The sequence below is a fragment of the Ornithinimicrobium sediminis genome (assembly GCF_021272345.1).
GTDB lineage: Bacteria > Actinomycetota > Actinomycetes > Actinomycetales > Dermatophilaceae > Ornithinicoccus > Ornithinicoccus sediminis_B.
Window position 1 is genome coordinate 591,066 of record NZ_JAJSDQ010000001.1, and the last position, 14,722, is coordinate 605,787.

Below are 14,722 nucleotides of genomic sequence, written 5' to 3' on the forward strand. Positions count from 1 at the left end.
TGGGTCGTTGTCTACAGTGGCGGTGTGACTGGGTCGAGCGGCTCCGAGGAGGAGCAGGTCCCCGCGGAGATCATCCCCCCGCAGGTCGGGCTGTCGAGCCTGGCCGTGGTCCGCTGGGGTCTGGTCCTGTGGGCCGTGGCCCTCGTGGTGGTCCTGGTCGTGCCGGAGCTGCGCACCGGCGAACGGTCGTGGTGGGTGTGGGTCCCGGTGGCCGGGCTGGCCGTCGGGTCGCTGGGCTACACCTACCTGCGGCGCGGCCGCGGCAACGCTGCCGAGGCCTGAGCGGCTCTCAGTGTTCGACGACGTCCAGGGCCAGGTCGTCCAGGACCGGCGGGTCGACCGTGCCGGCGGCCCGCTCCTCGACGTCGACCTCGCTGTGCGCGCCGCAGCCGTGGTCCAGGCTGACGACCGCGCCGTCGCTGGGTGACCACTCGTTGGCGCACACCCCGAAGACCGAGCGCAGGGCGCCGGCCATCGGCACGAAGTAGCCGCACGTCGAGCACGGCGCCGTCGCCCTGCGTGCCACCTCGGCACCCGGGCCGTGGTCGCCGTCGTACCACCGCTGGGCGGCACGCTCGCGGCCCTCGGCCGAGAGCACCCGACGCCGGCCCAGGCCGAGCTCGAAGAAGCCGACCTCGTCGACGTCCTCGTCGCCGGTCGCCTCGAAGCCCTGCTCCAGGAGCGGGTCGTCGGTGACGTAGGGGGTGCGGTCCCCGGGCCCGATGTCGCCCGGCGCCAGACGCTCGACGTACGGCAGCCACTCCGGTGAGCGCAGCGCGCCCTCACCGGGCACCAGGTGGGTCTCGCTGACGGTCGCCTTGCGGCCCCGCGGCGGGCGGGCCAGCGTCACGGCCCAGCGCCAGCCGGGGTAGGCCGCCGCCGTGCAGGCGAAGAAGTGGGTGACGACCCGCTCGCCCTCGGCCTCGGCGCCGACGTGGTCCCCGACCGTGCCGGGCTCGGCGACCTCGAGGGCTGCGGCCCGGGCGACCTCGACCGCCCCCAGCAGGGTGGTGTCAGGCTTGGAGGAGGGCACGCTCAGGCCCCGGCCTCGAACTGGTCGGCCACGGCGCGCAGCGACTTGGCCAGCGTGACGGCCACCTTGCGGTCGGGGTAGTGCCCCTTGCGCAGCGCGTTGCCCGCGGTGTCGAGCAGGGTGATGAGGTCCTCGACCACGACCGCCATCTCGTCGGCCGGCTTACGGTCGCGCATCGCCAGTGACTTGCTCACCGACGGCGCGGGCTCGAGCAGCCGCACGTGCAGCGCCTGGTCACCACGGCGGCCCTGGGCGATGTCGAACTCCACCCGGGCACCACGGGAGAGGGCGCCGACGCCCTCGGGCAGCGCGCTGGCGTGGACGTAGACGTCCTGACCCTCGTCGCTGGACAGGAAGCCGAACCCCTTGTCCTCGTTGTAGAACCTGACCTTGCCCGTGGGCACTGAAGCACCTCGTGTCGTCTCGTGTGGGTGTCGCTCACGGGCAGGGCCGCGAGACGTGTGGTGACAGGCTAACGCCTCGCCGCCCGCCGTCGTGTCCGCCCAGGTCAGGGGGTCCGTCTGCGCGCACCGTCGGCAGACCCGAGGGCGCCGAGGGTCGGCACACCGCAGCGGGTGCCCCGGCCGGGATGTGGCCGGGGCACCCGCGTCGGTGGTGCGCAGGGGTCAGACGTTGGCCTTCTCCTGCTCGTCGGCAGCAGCGGTGCCGGAGTAGAGGGGGCCGAACTCGTAGGCGGTCTCACCGTGCGTGATGCGGTCGACGCCGGCCTCCTCGTCCTCGGCCGAGATGCGGAAGCCGATGGTCCGGGCGATGGCCAGGCCGATCACGGCGGTCAGGACACCGGTGAAGACCATGGTGAACACGGCCGCCACGACCTGGGCGGTCAGCTGGTCCAGGCCACCGCCGTAGAACAGGCCGCCACCCTCGCCGTCGGTCGGCAGCATCAGGAAGCCGATGCCGACGGTGCCGATGAGCCCGGCGACCAGGTGGACGCCGACCACGTCGAGCGCGTCGTCGTAGCCGAACTTGTACTTCAGGCCGATCGCCAGGGCCGAGACCGCACCGGCGACGAGGCCGAGGGCGATCGAGCCGACCGGGCTCAGGTTGGCACAGGCCGGGGTGATGGCGACCAGGCCTGCGACGACACCGGAGGCGGCGCCGACCGAGGTGGGACGACCGTCACGGATCTGCTCGACCAGCAGCCAGGCGAGCATCGCGGCCGCCGGGGCGACCATCGTGTTGACCCAGATCAGGCCGGCCTCCTCGGCGGAGCCCGCGGCGCCACCGTTGAAGCCGAACCAGCCGAACCACAGCAGCGCGGCACCGAGCATGACCAGCGGGATGTTGTGCGGCTTGTGGAAGCCGATCTTCCCGAAGTCGGAGCGCTGGCCGATGATGTAGACGAGCACGAGGGCGGCGAGGCCGGCGTTGATGTGGACGACGGTGCCGCCGGCGAAGTCGACGGCCTCACCGAAGGTGCTGCCGATCCAGCCGTCGGCGCTGAGCAGGCCACCGCCCCAGACCATGAAGGCCAGCGGGCAGTAGACCAGGGTGACCCAGACCGGGACGAAGATGGTCCAGGCGCTGAACTTGGTGCGGTCGGCCACCGCGCCGCTGATGAGGGCGACGGTGATGATCGCGAACGTCGCCCCGAAGCCGGCGGCGATCAGGTCGCTGGTGCCGACGATGTCGGACATGCCGAAGGACGTGAGGGGGTTGCCGAAGAGGCCCCCGATGACCGAGTCTCCGCCGCTCATCGAGAAGCCCCAGAGGACCCAGATGACGCCGACCATGCCGATCGACACGAAGCTCATCATCATCATGTTGAGCGAGGCCTTGGCCCGGGTGAGGCCGCCGTAGAAGAACGCAAGTCCGGGGGTCATCAGCAGCACGAGAGCCGCCGACACCATCACCCAGACGTCGCCTGCAGTCAGCTCCATGAATGTCTCCAGTGGTGTGTGGGGGCGCGACCAGGGTTGTCGCACCGCTGCACAGCAGTCTCCGGAGGTGGTGTTACCGCTCCGCCGCCGACATGTTTCGTCCGGCACACGAGGTGTTTCCGCGACGTAAACTCTCGCCGCCCACGGTCCCGGTCAGGCCAGCAGTGCGGCCACGCGCTCCAGGCGTCGGTGCCACCACGCCGTCGTGGCCGCGTCGGCCCGGTGCTCCTCCACGAGCTCCTCGAGCACACCCTGACGCGCCTGCCCGGCCCGGTCGACGGTGAGCGCGCCCTCGACCGGCAGCAACGGGTCGGCCACGAGGTCACCGGCCAGCAGGGCGGCCGTGCCGAGACCGCACGCGTGCCGCAGCTCCGGCAGCGCGGCCGCCAGGGCGACCCCGGCCGCGATGCCCACCGACGTGTCGAGGGCGCTGGACACCACGGCCGGCAGCCCGCACTCGGACACGACGTCCAGCGCCCGGGACACCCCACCCAGCGGTGCGACCTTGACCACGACCAGGTCGGCGGCGTGCTCCCGTGCCACCCTGACCGGGTCCTCCGCGCGCCGGATCGACTCGTCGGCCGCGACCGGCACGTCGGTGCCCGCCCGCGCGAGGGCGACCCGCAGCCTCGCCAGGTCACCCACCTCGGCGACCGGCTGCTCGGCATACTCCAGTCCGTATGCCGCGAGCGCAGCGAGCGCGTCCGTCGCCTGCGCCAGGTCCCAGGCCCCGTTGGCGTCCACCCGGATCAGGCCGTCGGGCCCGAGGTGGTCGCGCACCGCCGCGACCCGCGCCAGGTCGTCGGCCAGCGTCTGGCCCCGCTCGGCGACCTTGACCTTGGCGGTGCGGCACCCCGGGAACCGGTCGAGGATGCGCGGCACGCGCTCCGGCGGGACCGCCGGCACCGTGGCGTTGACCGGCACGACCTCGCGCACCGGCGCGGGCCACGCCGACCACCCGGCTTCCACCGCCGCCGCGAGCCAGCGTGCGGCCTCGTCGTCGGCATACTCCCGGAACGGCGCGAACTCGCCCCACCCGCACGGTCCGCGCAGCAGGACCGCCTCGCGGTGCTCCACCCCGCGGAAGCGCACCCGCAGCGGCACGCTGACCACGACCGCGGCGTCCAGGACCTCGGCGGCGCCGCCCGGCAGGCTCACGTGTCGCGGCTGGAGAGCACGCAGAACTCGTTGCCCTCGGGGTCGGCCAGCACCGTCCAGGAGACGTCCTCGCCCTGGCCGACGTCGACCCGGCGGGCACCCAGCGCGAGCAGCCTGCGGATCTCGGCCTCGCGGTCCTGGCTCGTGTGGGGGGCGAGGTCGACGTGCAGCCGGTTCTTGTCCTGCTTGCCCTCCGGCACCGGGACGAAGACCATGCCGGGGCCGCGCTGCTCCCAGGGGATGCCCTCCAGCACCTCGGGCGTCACCCAGGACGGCACGATGACGACCTCGTCGTCGGACTCGTGGACGACGTGCCAGCCCATCGCCTCGGCCCACCACCGGGCCTGGGCGTGCACGTCGCGGGAGTCCACGACGACGGTGTACCACCTGAGAGCCATGGGCCTATCCTCGGACCTCGTGAGTGACTCCGCCAGCCCTGCCCCCGTCTCGCAGACCTTCGACCCCGCGCAGTGGGAGGCGGTGCCGGGCTTCGACCTCACCGACGTCACCTACCACCGGGCCCGCTCGGTGGGTGCGGTGCGCATCGCCTTCGACCGCCCCGAGGTGCGCAACGCCTTCCGTCCCCACACGGTCGACGAGCTCTACCGCGTGCTCGACCACGCCCGGATGACGCCGGACGTCGGGGTCGTGCTGCTCACCGGCAACGGGCCGAGCCCCAAGGACGGCGGATGGGCGTTCTGCTCCGGCGGCGACCAGCGCATCCGCGGCCGGTCGGGCTACCAGTACGCCGAGGGTGAGACCGCCGACACCGTGGACGCGGCGCGGGTGACGGCGGCCGGCGGGCGGCTGCACATCCTCGAGGTGCAGCGGCTCATCCGCACGATGCCCAAGGTCGTCGTCGCGGTCGTGAACGGCTGGGCGGCCGGCGGCGGCCACTCGCTGCACGTCGTGTGCGACCTCACGCTGGCCAGCCGTGAGCACGCCCGCTTCAAGCAGACCGACGCCGACGTGGGCAGCTTCGACGCCGGCTACGGCTCGGCCTACCTGGCGCGCATGGTGGGGCAGAAGAACGCCCGGGAGATCTTCTTCCTGGGTCGCACCTACGGCGCCGAGGAGATGCAGCGCATGGGCGCGGTCAACCTCGTCGTCGACCATGCCGAGCTCGAGGCCGAGGCGCTCACCGTCGCCCGTGAGGTCATGGGCAAGTCACCGACCGCGCAGCGGATGCTGAAGTTCGCCTTCAACCTCGTCGACGACGGGCTCATGGGTCAGCAGGTGTTCGCCGGGGAGACCACGCGCCTGGCCTACATGACCGACGAGGCCGTCGAGGGGCGCGACTCCTTCCTGGAGAAGCGCGAGCCGGACTGGTCGCCCTTCCCCTGGTACTTCTGACCAACGGGTGCCGCAAGGGTGGTCGTGGGATAGTAGGGGCTCGACGACCGCTCTCGGGGAGGACCTGACCATGATGCGACGTGCCCTGGTGGGGGCCGTGCTGGCACCCGCACTGCTGCTGGCTGCCTGCGGCGGCGACGAGCCCGAGGTGCAGGAGCCCACCCCTGACGACGCCGACCGGACCACGGTGGCCGTCCAGGACGAGGCGGAGGAGACCACCGCCGAGCCCGACACCGCAGAGGAGACCGAGGAGAGCGACGCCGCGGCCGAGACCGAGGAACCCCCGGCGGACGCCGCCGGCGGCGAGGACGGCGCGGCCGCCGCAGCGGTCGCCAAGGAGTTCATGGTCGCCCTGGTCAACGCCGACGAGGAGCTGTGCCAGCTGATCGTCGACCTCGACGGGGAGGGTCCGATGGCCGACTCCCCCGACCAGCTGCAGATCTGCGAGGAGGACCTGGTGCCCACGCTCCAGGGGCTGATGAGCGAGGACGAGGCCGCGATCATCGAGATGATCGAGATCGACGGCGCCCAGGTCGAGGGCGACACCGCCACCGTGAACCGCGACAACTTCAGCGACATGTTCGCGGCCGGCTTCGGCGACGACGAGATCGTGCTCCAGCGCTTCGACGACCAGTGGTACGTCGACCTGGACAACAGCTTCCAGGGCTGAGCCCCACGCCTCCGGCGACGGTGCCCCCGCTGCTGCTCCTCGGCGGCGCGCTCACCCCCGACCGGTGGTGGCGCGCCGTCGCCGACGTGCTCGACGGCGGGCCTGCCGTGCACCCGGTGCCGGCCGACCGCACGACGCACCCACCGGAGCCGGACGAGCTCGTCGCGGGGGCAGCGGTCGTGCTGACCACCTCCGGGTCGACCGGCACCCCGCGGCACGTGGTGCTCGACCGGGAGGCGCTGCTGGCGTCGGCACGCGCGACGCTGGACCGCCTCGGTGGCCCGGGGCAGTGGCTGCAGACCCTCTCCCCCGCCCAGGTGGCCGGCTGGCAGGTCTGGGTGCGCTCGGTCGTCGCCGGTCTGCCCCCGGTGGTGATGCCGCGGCGTGCCGGCTTCACGGTGGGCGCCTTCGTCGAGGGCACCGCCCGCCTTCGGCCCGGCCGGCCGCACTACACCTCGCTCGTCCCGACCCAGCTGCACCGCCTCCTCGCCGACCCCGCCGGTGCGCAGGCGCTGCGCTCCTACGACACCGTCCTGGTCGGCGGTGCCGCGCTGTCGCCCGTCCTGCACGCCCAGGTCAGGACGCACGGCATCCGGGTCCGCACCACCTACGGCATGACCGAGACCAGCGGCGGCTGCGTCTACGACGGGGCGCCGCTGGGCGAGGTGTCCGTCGACCTCGACGAGCAGGGCCGCATCCTGCTGGCGGGGCCGGTGCTCGCCCGTGGCTACCTCGGTGACCGGCCCGGCACCCGCAGTGCCTTCCACGTGCGCGACGGGCGGCGCTGGTTCAGGACCTCCGACCTCGGCCGGCGCTCCGCCGACGGCACCTGGTCCGTCCTCGGCAGAGTCGACGACGTCATCAACACCGGCGCCCACAAGGTGCTGCCGGCCACGGTCGAGGCCGCCCTCGACCGGCTGCCGGAGGTGAGGAGCTCCCTGGTGGTGGGCACGCCGGACCCGGAGTGGGGCCAGCGGGTGGCCGCCCTCGTCGTGCCCACCCCGGCGGCCCCGGAGGGGTTGCGCCGGGAGCCCACGCGCTGGGTGCGCGAGCACCTGCGTGACGGCATACCGGCGCACGCACTGCCGCGGGAGGTGAGGCTGGTCACCGCGCTGCCGTTGCTGCCCGGAGGCAAGGTCGACCGGCGTGCTGCACGGAGGCTCCTCCCAGGTGTCGATGGCACACTATGAGGTCGGACCTCACCCTCTGCTGAACTAGGAACATCGTGCTGCGCATCCTCATCCCCGTCCTCCTCATCGCCTTCACCGTCTTCTGTCTGGTGGACGTGGCCAAGACCGAGGACGACCGTGTGCGCAACCTGCCCAAGCTGCTGTGGCTGGCGCTGGTGCTGCTCTTCACCCCGCTCGGGGGCATCGCCTGGCTCGTCGCCGGACGTGAGCGGGGCTCCGGCGCCCTGGGTCGTGGCGGACCACGTCCTCGCGGCCCGCTGGGCCCGGACGACGACCCCGACTTCCTGCGGGGGATCTGAGCGCCGATGGCCACCGTCGCCGAGTGGGTGGCCGGTGCGCGCCCACGGACGCTGCCTGCCGCCCTGGCCCCCGTCGCGGTCGGCACCGGCGCTGCGCACGCGCTGGGGGAGTCCGACCTCGGGCTGGCCCTGCTCGCGCTGATCGTGGCTGTCGCCCTGCAGGTCGGCGTCAACTACGCCAACGACTACTCCGACGGCGTCCGCGGCACGGACGCCACCCGGGTCGGGCCGATGCGCCTGGTCGGCAGTGGTGCGGCCGACCCGGCGCTGGTCAAGGCAGCCGCCTTCCTGAGCTTCGGCACCGCCGCGGTCACCGGGCTGGCACTGGTGGCGCTGAGCAACGCCTGGCTGCTGCTGCTGGTCGGTGCCCTGGCCATCCTGGCCGCCTGGCGCTACACCGGGGGCGCGCGGCCCTACGGCTACCGCGGGCTGGGCGAGCTGGCCGTCTTCGTCTTCTTCGGTCTCGTCGCGGTGCTGGGCACCCAGTGGACCCAGGCCGGTGCGCTGTCCCTGGCCGGCGTCGCGGGAGCCGTCGGGGTCGGCGCGTTCGCGTGCGCCATCCTCATGGCCAACAACCTGCGGGACATCCCGGGTGACCGCGAGGTCGGCAAGCGCACCCTGGCAGTACAGCTGGGTGACACCCGCACCCGCACCTCCTACCTCGCCCTGGTGGTCCTGGCCTACGCGATGGTGCCCGTGGCCGCCCTCGGCAGCGGGAGCGGGTGGGCCCTGCTGGCGCTGCTGGCGGCGCCCACCGCCTGGCCCGCCGTGCGCACGGTCCGCTCTCGGGCCACGGGCGCCGACCTCGTGCCCGTCCTGGGCGGCACCGGGCTGGCCCAGCTGGCGTATGCCGCGCTGCTCACCCTCGGCCTGGTCCTGTCCACCTGAGCACGCCTGGGCGTCGGGTCAGCGCTCGCCCTCGATCTCGTCGTCCTCGTCCTCCTCGTCGGTGCGCTGGGCCCGCATGCGGGCCTGGCGCTTCTCGATCCGGCGGGACACGGTGCGGTCGAGCTGCTGGGCCATCTCCAGCCGCTGGCGCTGCAGCAGGAAGTAGGAGGTGACCATCGAGAACAGCGCGGCGAAGACCAGCGCCCACAGCTCCGGCACCCCGACCCAGAGGAACCCGAGCAGGAAGACGACGAAGACGAGCAGGCGCAGGACGGTGTAGCGCAGCACGACCGGTCAGACCCCCGAGTAGCTGTGGAAGCCCACGAAGAACAGGTTGACGACCGTGTAGTTGATGACCACGCAGGCGAAGCCGGCGATGGCCAGCCAGGTGGACCGGCGGGTCGTCCAGCCGGTGGTGGCACGGGCGTGCAGGTATGCGGCGTACACGGCCCAGATGACGAACGTCCAGACCTCCTTGGGGTCCCACCCCCAGTAGCGTCCCCAGGCCTGCTCGGCCCAGATGGCACCGGCCACCAGGGTGAACGTCCACAGCGGGAAGGCCACGATGTGCAGGCCGTAGGTCAGCCGCTCCAGGACGGCCGCCCTGGGCAGGGCGGCCAGCCAGCCGGTCACCGCCCCGTCGGCGGCCCGCTCCTCCGCACGGTCGCGCAGGAGGTAGAGCACCGCGGTGGCGAAGCCGATGATGAACAGCCCGACGGTGGCCGTGGCGACGGTGACGTGGATGACCAGCCAGATGCTGTTGAGCGCCGGCAGCAGCTGGGACGCCTCGGTGTACCACGCGACCATCGCCACCCCGAGGGTCAGCAGCACCGGGGTGACCACGAAGAGCCCGAGCCAGAGCAGGTCGCGCCGCAGCGCCCAGACGCCGTAGATGACCAGGACGAACGCGCAGGTGACGACGGCGAACTCGTACATGTTGCCCAGCGGTGCCCGGTTGACCGAGACACCGCGCAGCACGGCGGCCACACTGACCAGGAACGCCGCGAGCAGTGTCAGCTGCAGCCCGGTGACCCCCCAGCGGCGGCTCGAGGGCGCCCCGCCGGTGTCCGGGGGGCTGACCGTGGCGACCGCCGCCCCGCCGCCCTCGGCCTGGGCACCGACGGTCGTGCCCTCCCGGTCGGCCCGGTGGGTCGAGGCACCCGAGCGGGAGGCGTTCACGGCCAGGTGCAGCGCGAAGGCGACCATCGCCACGGCGAGCACCGCGATGGTGGCCCACACGCCGATGTCGGAGGCTGCGGCAAGGGTCTCGTCGGTCATCTCTCGTCCTTCGTCGATGTCGCACCCTGGAGCCGGTCGCGAATCTCCTCGCTGACCCGGTCGACCAGGTCCTGCAGTCCGGGATCGGTGCCCTTGACGAGCCCCGCGACGGTGATCTCAGTATGCCGTCCGCTCTCGTCGGCGCTGTCGCCGACCCGGACGTAGAGGCGCCGGCGACGGACGGCGAGCATGGCGACCAGCCCGGCCATCGCCGTGACCGAGAAGACCAGCACCGGCAGGCGGCCCGGGTCGTAGCGCATGACCAGGCCTCCCCAGCGCAGCACACCCTCCAGCGTCACCGTGCCGCGCCCCCCGGGGAGGGCCTCGGTCTGCCCGGGTGAGAGCAGGATCTGCACCTGCTCACCGGCGTCGTCGTAGACCGGGTCCATGCCGCTCACGTCCAGGGCGTAGACCGACTGCGGCACGCCCTCGGGGAAGAGGTCCCCTTCGTAGACCCCGAGTGCCAGGGCAGGGTTGGCCAGGTCGGGGAAGTCGGAGGTGGGCCCCAGCTCGGGGTCGAAGCGCACGGTCGGCAGGAAGGCACCGTAGAAGCCGATCTCCGGGTCCGCCCCCGCGACCTTGACGGCCCCGGTGGAGGTGTAGTTGTCGTCCTGCGGCAGGAAGGGCACCGCGTCGGAGAAGAGCACCTCCCCCGCGGCGTCCCGCACGGTGACGATCGGGGCGTAGCCGTTGCCGAGCAGGAAGACGGAGGTGCGGCGCAGCGACAGCGGGTCGTTGACCGCGAGCCGGTCGCCGACCTCCGGCTCCCCCGGTGCCGGCGCAGTGCTGACCCTCGCCTCGAACAGGCGGGGTGACCCGAACTGCGCGTTGTCGGTGTCGGACTCGAAGCGCACGTCCAGCTCGTCGAGACGCAGCGTGAACGGCTCGATGGCGTTCATGTCGACCAGGGGCCCGGGCTGCACGGTGTCGTAGGCGGCCACGCTGGAGGTGAACTGCTGCCCCTCGGGCAGGATCACCTCGGCCCGCCACCCCCACAGGTGGCCGACGGCGACCGAGACGATGACCCCGAGCAGGCTGATGTGGAAGACGAGGTTGCCGGTCTCCCGCAGGTAGCCGCCCTCGGCCGCGACGTCCCGGGCTCCCGGCTCGGCCGGGCGAAGACGGAACCGGTGCCGGCGCAGCACGGCCCGCGCCACGGCGACGGCCTCCTCGGGGGTCGCCTCGGTCGTCGTCCGGTGGTGGGTGGGCAGACGGTGCAGGCGTCTCGGGGTCTCCGGGGGCGGTGTGCGCATCCCCTGCCAGTGCTGTCGGGTGCGCGGGATGATGCAGCCCACGAGCGAGACCATGAGCAGCAGGTAGATCGCCGCGAACCAGGGTGAGGCGTAGACGTCGAACATCCCGAGGCGGTCCAGCCACGGTCCGAGCTCGGGGTTGTCGCGCAGGTACTGGTTGACCCGCACAGGGTCGACCCCGCGCTGCGGCCAGATCGAGCCGGGCACGGCCGCCACGGCCAGCAGCAGCAGAAGCGCCAGCGCGGTGCGCATGCTGGTGAGCTGACGCCAGCCCCAGCGCAGCCAGCCGACGGGCCCCAGCCGCGGCTGCACGACGCCCGGGCGCTCGCCGGCCTGCGGGGGGGTCTGCTCCTCGACCGCCATCAGATCACCGTCTCGAAGGAGGAGGTGAGCCGGCTCTGGATCCACACGGTGACGTCCTCCCAGATGCCCAGGACCATGAGCAGGCCCAGGACGAGGAGCAGCACGGCCGAGCCCCGCTGGATGGCGGCGTGGTGGCGTCGCAGCGCCTTGGAGCCGCTGGTCACCCAGCCGGCTCCCGCCGCGACCAGCAGAAAGGGCAGCCCCAGGCCGACGCAGTAGGCCACCGCCAGCAGCACGGCCCGCAGCACGACCCCGTCGGTCGGCGCGAGAGAGGCACCCAGGGTCTGGATCGCGGCCAGCGCCGGCCCGGTGCAGGCGCTGAAGCCCAGGCCGAACGCGACGCCGAGCAGGGGGGCGCCGACGATCCCCGCCGAGGGGCGCCAGCGCACCTGCCAGGCGGTGGCCTCGGGTCGCAGCATGAGCACGCCCAGGACCAGCACGATGACCCCGCCCACCCGCAGCAGCAGGCCCTGGTGCTCCTGCAGCAGCAGCCCGAAGGAGGAGAGCACCACGCTCATGGCGATGAAGACCGCGCTGAAGCCCGCGACGAAGAGGGCCGCACCGAGCACCAGGCGTGCCCGCACGGGGTCGCGGTCCGTGCCGGTGGTGGCGCTCATCCCGCTGACGTAGCCGAGGAAGCCCGGCACGAGGGGCAGCACACAGGGCGAGGCGAAGGAGACCAGCCCGGCGAGCGCGGCGACCGCGAGCGCCCCGAGCAGTGGTCCGCTGAGGACGAGTTCGCTCACGATTCGGCCAGCACGTCCTCGACCAGCCCGCGCAGGGTGGTGGCGTCGACCTGGCCCAGCACCCGGGCGGCCACATGACCCTCGGGGTCCAGCACCAGGGTGCTGGGGCGGGCGTTGGCGAGCCCCTGCAGCTGCAGCAGGGTCTGGCCGCCGTCGTCCTCCAGCGAGGGGTAGCTGACGCCCTTGGCCTCCTGGAACGCCAGCGCGGTGGGGACGCTGTCGCGGTGGTTGACCCCGATGAAGTCGACCGGCTCACCTGCCTCGGTGAGCTCGCTGTACACCTGCTCCAGGTCCGGGGCCTCCGCCTTGCACGGCCCGCACCACGAGCCCCATACGTTCACCACGACCACCTGGCCGCGGACGTCGTCGGTGCTCCATGGGTCGCCCTCCAAGGTGGTGCCCGAGATGTCCATGACGATGTCGCGCTCGGCTGTGTCGATGAGCTCGACACTGCCGTCGCCGGCGATGTAGCCCTTGTTGTCTCCCTGCCTGGCCTGCTCGGCGATCGTGTCCCCGGTCCCGCTGCAGCCGGAGAGGACGAGTGCACCGGCCGCCGCCAGGAGCGCTGCGCGCCTCATGCCCCTGCGCCCGGGCGGGCCATCGGCAGCAGCGGGGAGGCGGGTTCGCTGTAGGTCAGCTCCACCGGCTCGTCCCCGACGTAGCGGATCGAGGTGACCGAGGCCAGCGTGCACTCGCGCTTGCGGGGGTCGTGGAAGAGGACGCGGCCCTCGAGCCGGCGACGCAGCGTCACCACAGGCAGCTGGTGCGAGACCAGCACCGCCTCGTGGCCCCGGGCCACGGCCCGCGCCGCACCGACCGCGGCGAGCATCCGAGCGGCGATCGTCCTGTAGCCCTCTCCCCAGCTCGGCAGCAGCGGGTTGATGAGCAGCAGCCAGTTGGCCGGCCGGGTGATGGCTCCGCCGGGACCACCGACGACCATGCCCTCGAACTTGTTCTCGGACTCGATGAGCCGCACGTCGGTGGCGACCGGCAGGCCGAGCCGCTCCCCGATGGGTCGGGCGGTCTGCTGTGCCCGCTCCAGGGGCGAGGACACGACGTGCACGACGTCGCGCCCGGCGAGATGGTCGGCCGTCATCTCTGCCATCCGGACCCCGAGGTCGGAGAGGTGGTAGCCCGGCAGGCGGCCGTAGAGGACCCCCTCGGGGTTGTGGACCTCACCATGGCGGACGACGTGGATCACGGTGGTCGGTGCGCCGCTCATGCAGGCGATCTTCCCATGTCAACCTGAGCGATCTCTGCGGCGGAGGCGTGGATCGCACCCACCACGTGGTCGACGGCCGTGTCGTCGTGTGCGGCGCTGACGAACCACGACTCGTAGCAGCTGGGCGGCAGATGCACGCCCCGGCGCAGCATCGCGTGGAAGAAGCGGCCGTATGCGGCGGCGTCCTGCTCCTTCGCCTCGCCGAAGTCGCGCACCCGGCCCTCCCGGAAGAAGACGCTGAACATCGAGCCCGCCCACTGGATGCGGTGCGGCATTGAGTGCCGGGTGAACGCCTCCGCAACCGCGTCGGCCAGCGCGTGCGCGACGACGTCGAGCCGCTCGTAGACCTCGGGTGTGCACCCGCGCAGCGTCGCCAGGCCCGCCGCGGAGGCCACCGGGTTCCCGGAGAGCGTGCCGGCCTGGTAGACGGGGCCGTCGGGGGCCAGCATCGCCATCACGTCGGCCCGTCCGCCGAACGCGGCGGTCGGGAAGCCCCCGCCCATGACCTTGCCGAAGGTGAACAGGTCGGGAGCCCCTGTCGCGTACGGGCCCTCCACCCCGAACCAGCCCGACGGGCTGCACCGGAAGCCGGTCATGACCTCGTCGGAGATCAGCAGTGCGCCGTGCGCCCGGGTGACGCGCAGCAGCGCCTCGGTGAACCCCGGCTCCGGCGGGACGACACCCATGTTGCCGGCGGCTGCCTCGGTGATGACGGCCGCGATCTCGTCACCGCGCTCGGCGAACGCCGCCTCCAGAGCGGCGACGTCGTTGTAGGGCAGCACGATGGTCTCGCCCGCGCTCGAGGCGGGCACTCCCGGGGAGTCCGGCAGGGCGAAGGTCGCCACCCCCGAGCCCGCGGAGGCGAGCAGCGCGTCGACGTGCCCGTGGTAGCAGCCGGCGAACTTCACCACCGCCGACCTGCCGGTGAACCCCCGGGCCACCCGCAGCGCGCTCATCGTGGCCTCGGTGCCGGAGTTGACCAGGCGCACGGAGGCCACGGGCTCGACGCGGTGCACGATCTCCTCGGCCAGCAGCACCTCGCGCTCGGTGGGCGTGCCGAAGCTGAACCCGTCGGCCGCGGCCTCCCGCACGGCTGCGAGGACGTCGGGGTGGGCGTGCCCGAGGATCATCGGGCCCCAGGAGCAGATGAGGTCGACGTAGCGACGACCGTCGGCGTCCTCCAGCCAGGGTCCCCGGCCCCGACGCATGAAGCGTGGGGCTCCGCCGACCGACCTGAACGCCCGCACCGGGGAGTTGACGCCCCCGGGGATCACCCGGCGGGCCTGCTCGAGCAGGGCCTCGGAGCGGGGCGCCTCGTCGGGGTAGGGCGGGGTGCGGGTGGGGTCGGTGCTCATGCTCTCCAGTCTC

At 72.8% G+C, this 14,722-nt stretch carries 18 protein-coding genes; 6 read left to right on the forward strand and 12 right to left on the reverse strand.

What is annotated here, in order from left to right; all coding sequences use genetic code 11:
- The first annotated feature begins 24 nt into the window (after window positions 1–24).
- Window positions 25–282, forward strand: a complete 258-nt coding sequence (locus tag LVO85_RS16930; protein ID WP_232745844.1) for a DUF2530 domain-containing protein — start codon at window positions 25–27, stop codon at window positions 280–282.
- A gap of 7 nt (window positions 283–289) precedes the next feature.
- Here the strand turns inward: LVO85_RS16930 and LVO85_RS02680 are convergent, their stop codons facing one another.
- From LVO85_RS02680 to LVO85_RS02700, 5 genes are all read right to left on the reverse strand, one after another.
- Window positions 290–1,033 carry a DUF3027 domain-containing protein gene (locus LVO85_RS02680; protein ID WP_232745845.1) on the reverse strand — a complete coding sequence of 248 codons (744 nt, stop codon included), beginning with the start codon at window positions 1,031–1,033 and terminating at the stop codon, window positions 290–292.
- Window positions 1,034–1,035: 2 nt separating this feature from the next.
- Window positions 1,036–1,437 (reverse strand): cold-shock protein, encoded by a 402-nt coding sequence (locus LVO85_RS02685; RefSeq protein WP_232745846.1) that lies wholly within the window; start codon window positions 1,435–1,437, stop codon window positions 1,036–1,038.
- A gap of 222 nt (window positions 1,438–1,659) precedes the next feature.
- Window positions 1,660–2,934 carry an ammonium transporter gene (locus tag LVO85_RS02690; protein ID WP_232745847.1) on the reverse strand — a complete coding sequence of 425 codons (1,275 nt, stop codon included), beginning with the start codon at window positions 2,932–2,934 and terminating at the stop codon, window positions 1,660–1,662.
- A gap of 153 nt (window positions 2,935–3,087) precedes the next feature.
- Window positions 3,088–4,092 (reverse strand): o-succinylbenzoate synthase, encoded by a 1,005-nt coding sequence (locus LVO85_RS02695; protein WP_232745848.1) that lies wholly within the window; start codon window positions 4,090–4,092, stop codon window positions 3,088–3,090.
- Window positions 4,089–4,490 (reverse strand): VOC family protein, encoded by a 402-nt coding sequence (locus LVO85_RS02700; RefSeq protein WP_232745849.1) that lies wholly within the window; start codon window positions 4,488–4,490, stop codon window positions 4,089–4,091. The genes LVO85_RS02695 and LVO85_RS02700 overlap by 4 nt, the downstream gene beginning before the upstream one ends.
- Before the next feature lie 19 nt (window positions 4,491–4,509).
- Between LVO85_RS02700 and LVO85_RS02705 the strand changes: the two genes are divergently transcribed.
- From LVO85_RS02705 to LVO85_RS02725, 5 genes are all read left to right on the forward strand, one after another.
- On the forward strand, window positions 4,510–5,445 hold the full coding sequence (locus LVO85_RS02705) for a 1,4-dihydroxy-2-naphthoyl-CoA synthase (RefSeq protein ID WP_408637663.1): 936 nt from the start codon (window positions 4,510–4,512) through the stop codon (window positions 5,443–5,445).
- Window positions 5,446–5,515: 70 nt separating this feature from the next.
- Window positions 5,516–6,115 (forward strand): hypothetical protein, encoded by a 600-nt coding sequence (locus tag LVO85_RS02710; protein WP_232745851.1) that lies wholly within the window; start codon window positions 5,516–5,518, stop codon window positions 6,113–6,115.
- Between the two features lie 20 nt (window positions 6,116–6,135).
- Window positions 6,136–7,305, forward strand: a complete 1,170-nt coding sequence (locus LVO85_RS02715) for an AMP-binding protein (RefSeq protein WP_232745852.1) — start codon at window positions 6,136–6,138, stop codon at window positions 7,303–7,305.
- A 35-nt stretch (window positions 7,306–7,340) separates the two neighbouring features.
- Entirely contained in the window at window positions 7,341–7,604 is a 264-nt protein-coding gene (locus LVO85_RS02720; protein WP_232745853.1) for a PLDc N-terminal domain-containing protein, read from the forward strand.
- Window positions 7,605–7,610: 6 nt separating this feature from the next.
- Window positions 7,611–8,492, forward strand: coding sequence for a 1,4-dihydroxy-2-naphthoate polyprenyltransferase (locus tag LVO85_RS02725; protein WP_232745854.1), 882 nt, complete (start codon window positions 7,611–7,613; stop codon window positions 8,490–8,492).
- A gap of 18 nt (window positions 8,493–8,510) precedes the next feature.
- Here LVO85_RS02725 and LVO85_RS02730 read toward each other — a convergent pair whose 3' ends face one another.
- The 7 genes from LVO85_RS02730 to hemL are packed head-to-tail and all read right to left on the reverse strand — an operon-like array spanning window position 8,511 to window position 14,709.
- Entirely contained in the window at window positions 8,511–8,780 is a 270-nt protein-coding gene (locus tag LVO85_RS02730; RefSeq protein ID WP_232745855.1) for a DUF4229 domain-containing protein, read from the reverse strand.
- 6 nt (window positions 8,781–8,786) lie between these two features.
- Window positions 8,787–9,770, reverse strand: a complete 984-nt coding sequence (gene ccsB, locus LVO85_RS02735) for a c-type cytochrome biogenesis protein CcsB (protein WP_232745856.1) — start codon at window positions 9,768–9,770, stop codon at window positions 8,787–8,789.
- The gene (gene resB, locus LVO85_RS02740) at window positions 9,767–11,386 is read right to left on the reverse strand and encodes a cytochrome c biogenesis protein ResB (RefSeq protein WP_232745857.1); all 1,620 of its coding nucleotides are present in this window, start codon (window positions 11,384–11,386) and stop codon (window positions 9,767–9,769) included. The genes ccsB and resB overlap by 4 nt, the downstream gene beginning before the upstream one ends.
- Window positions 11,386–12,132: a cytochrome c biogenesis CcdA family protein gene (locus tag LVO85_RS02745; RefSeq protein WP_232745858.1), complete on the reverse strand. Its 747-nt coding sequence runs from the start codon at window positions 12,130–12,132 to the stop codon at window positions 11,386–11,388. Before LVO85_RS02745 ends, resB begins: the two co-directional genes overlap by 1 nt.
- Window positions 12,129–12,710, reverse strand: a complete 582-nt coding sequence (locus tag LVO85_RS02750; RefSeq protein WP_232745859.1) for a TlpA family protein disulfide reductase — start codon at window positions 12,708–12,710, stop codon at window positions 12,129–12,131. Before LVO85_RS02750 ends, LVO85_RS02745 begins: the two co-directional genes overlap by 4 nt.
- Entirely contained in the window at window positions 12,707–13,354 is a 648-nt protein-coding gene (locus LVO85_RS02755) for a histidine phosphatase family protein (protein ID WP_232745860.1), read from the reverse strand. Before LVO85_RS02755 ends, LVO85_RS02750 begins: the two co-directional genes overlap by 4 nt.
- Window positions 13,351–14,709, reverse strand: coding sequence for a glutamate-1-semialdehyde 2,1-aminomutase (gene hemL, locus LVO85_RS02760; RefSeq protein ID WP_232745861.1), 1,359 nt, complete (start codon window positions 14,707–14,709; stop codon window positions 13,351–13,353). The genes LVO85_RS02755 and hemL overlap by 4 nt, the downstream gene beginning before the upstream one ends.
- Window positions 14,710–14,722 lie beyond the last annotated feature (13 nt).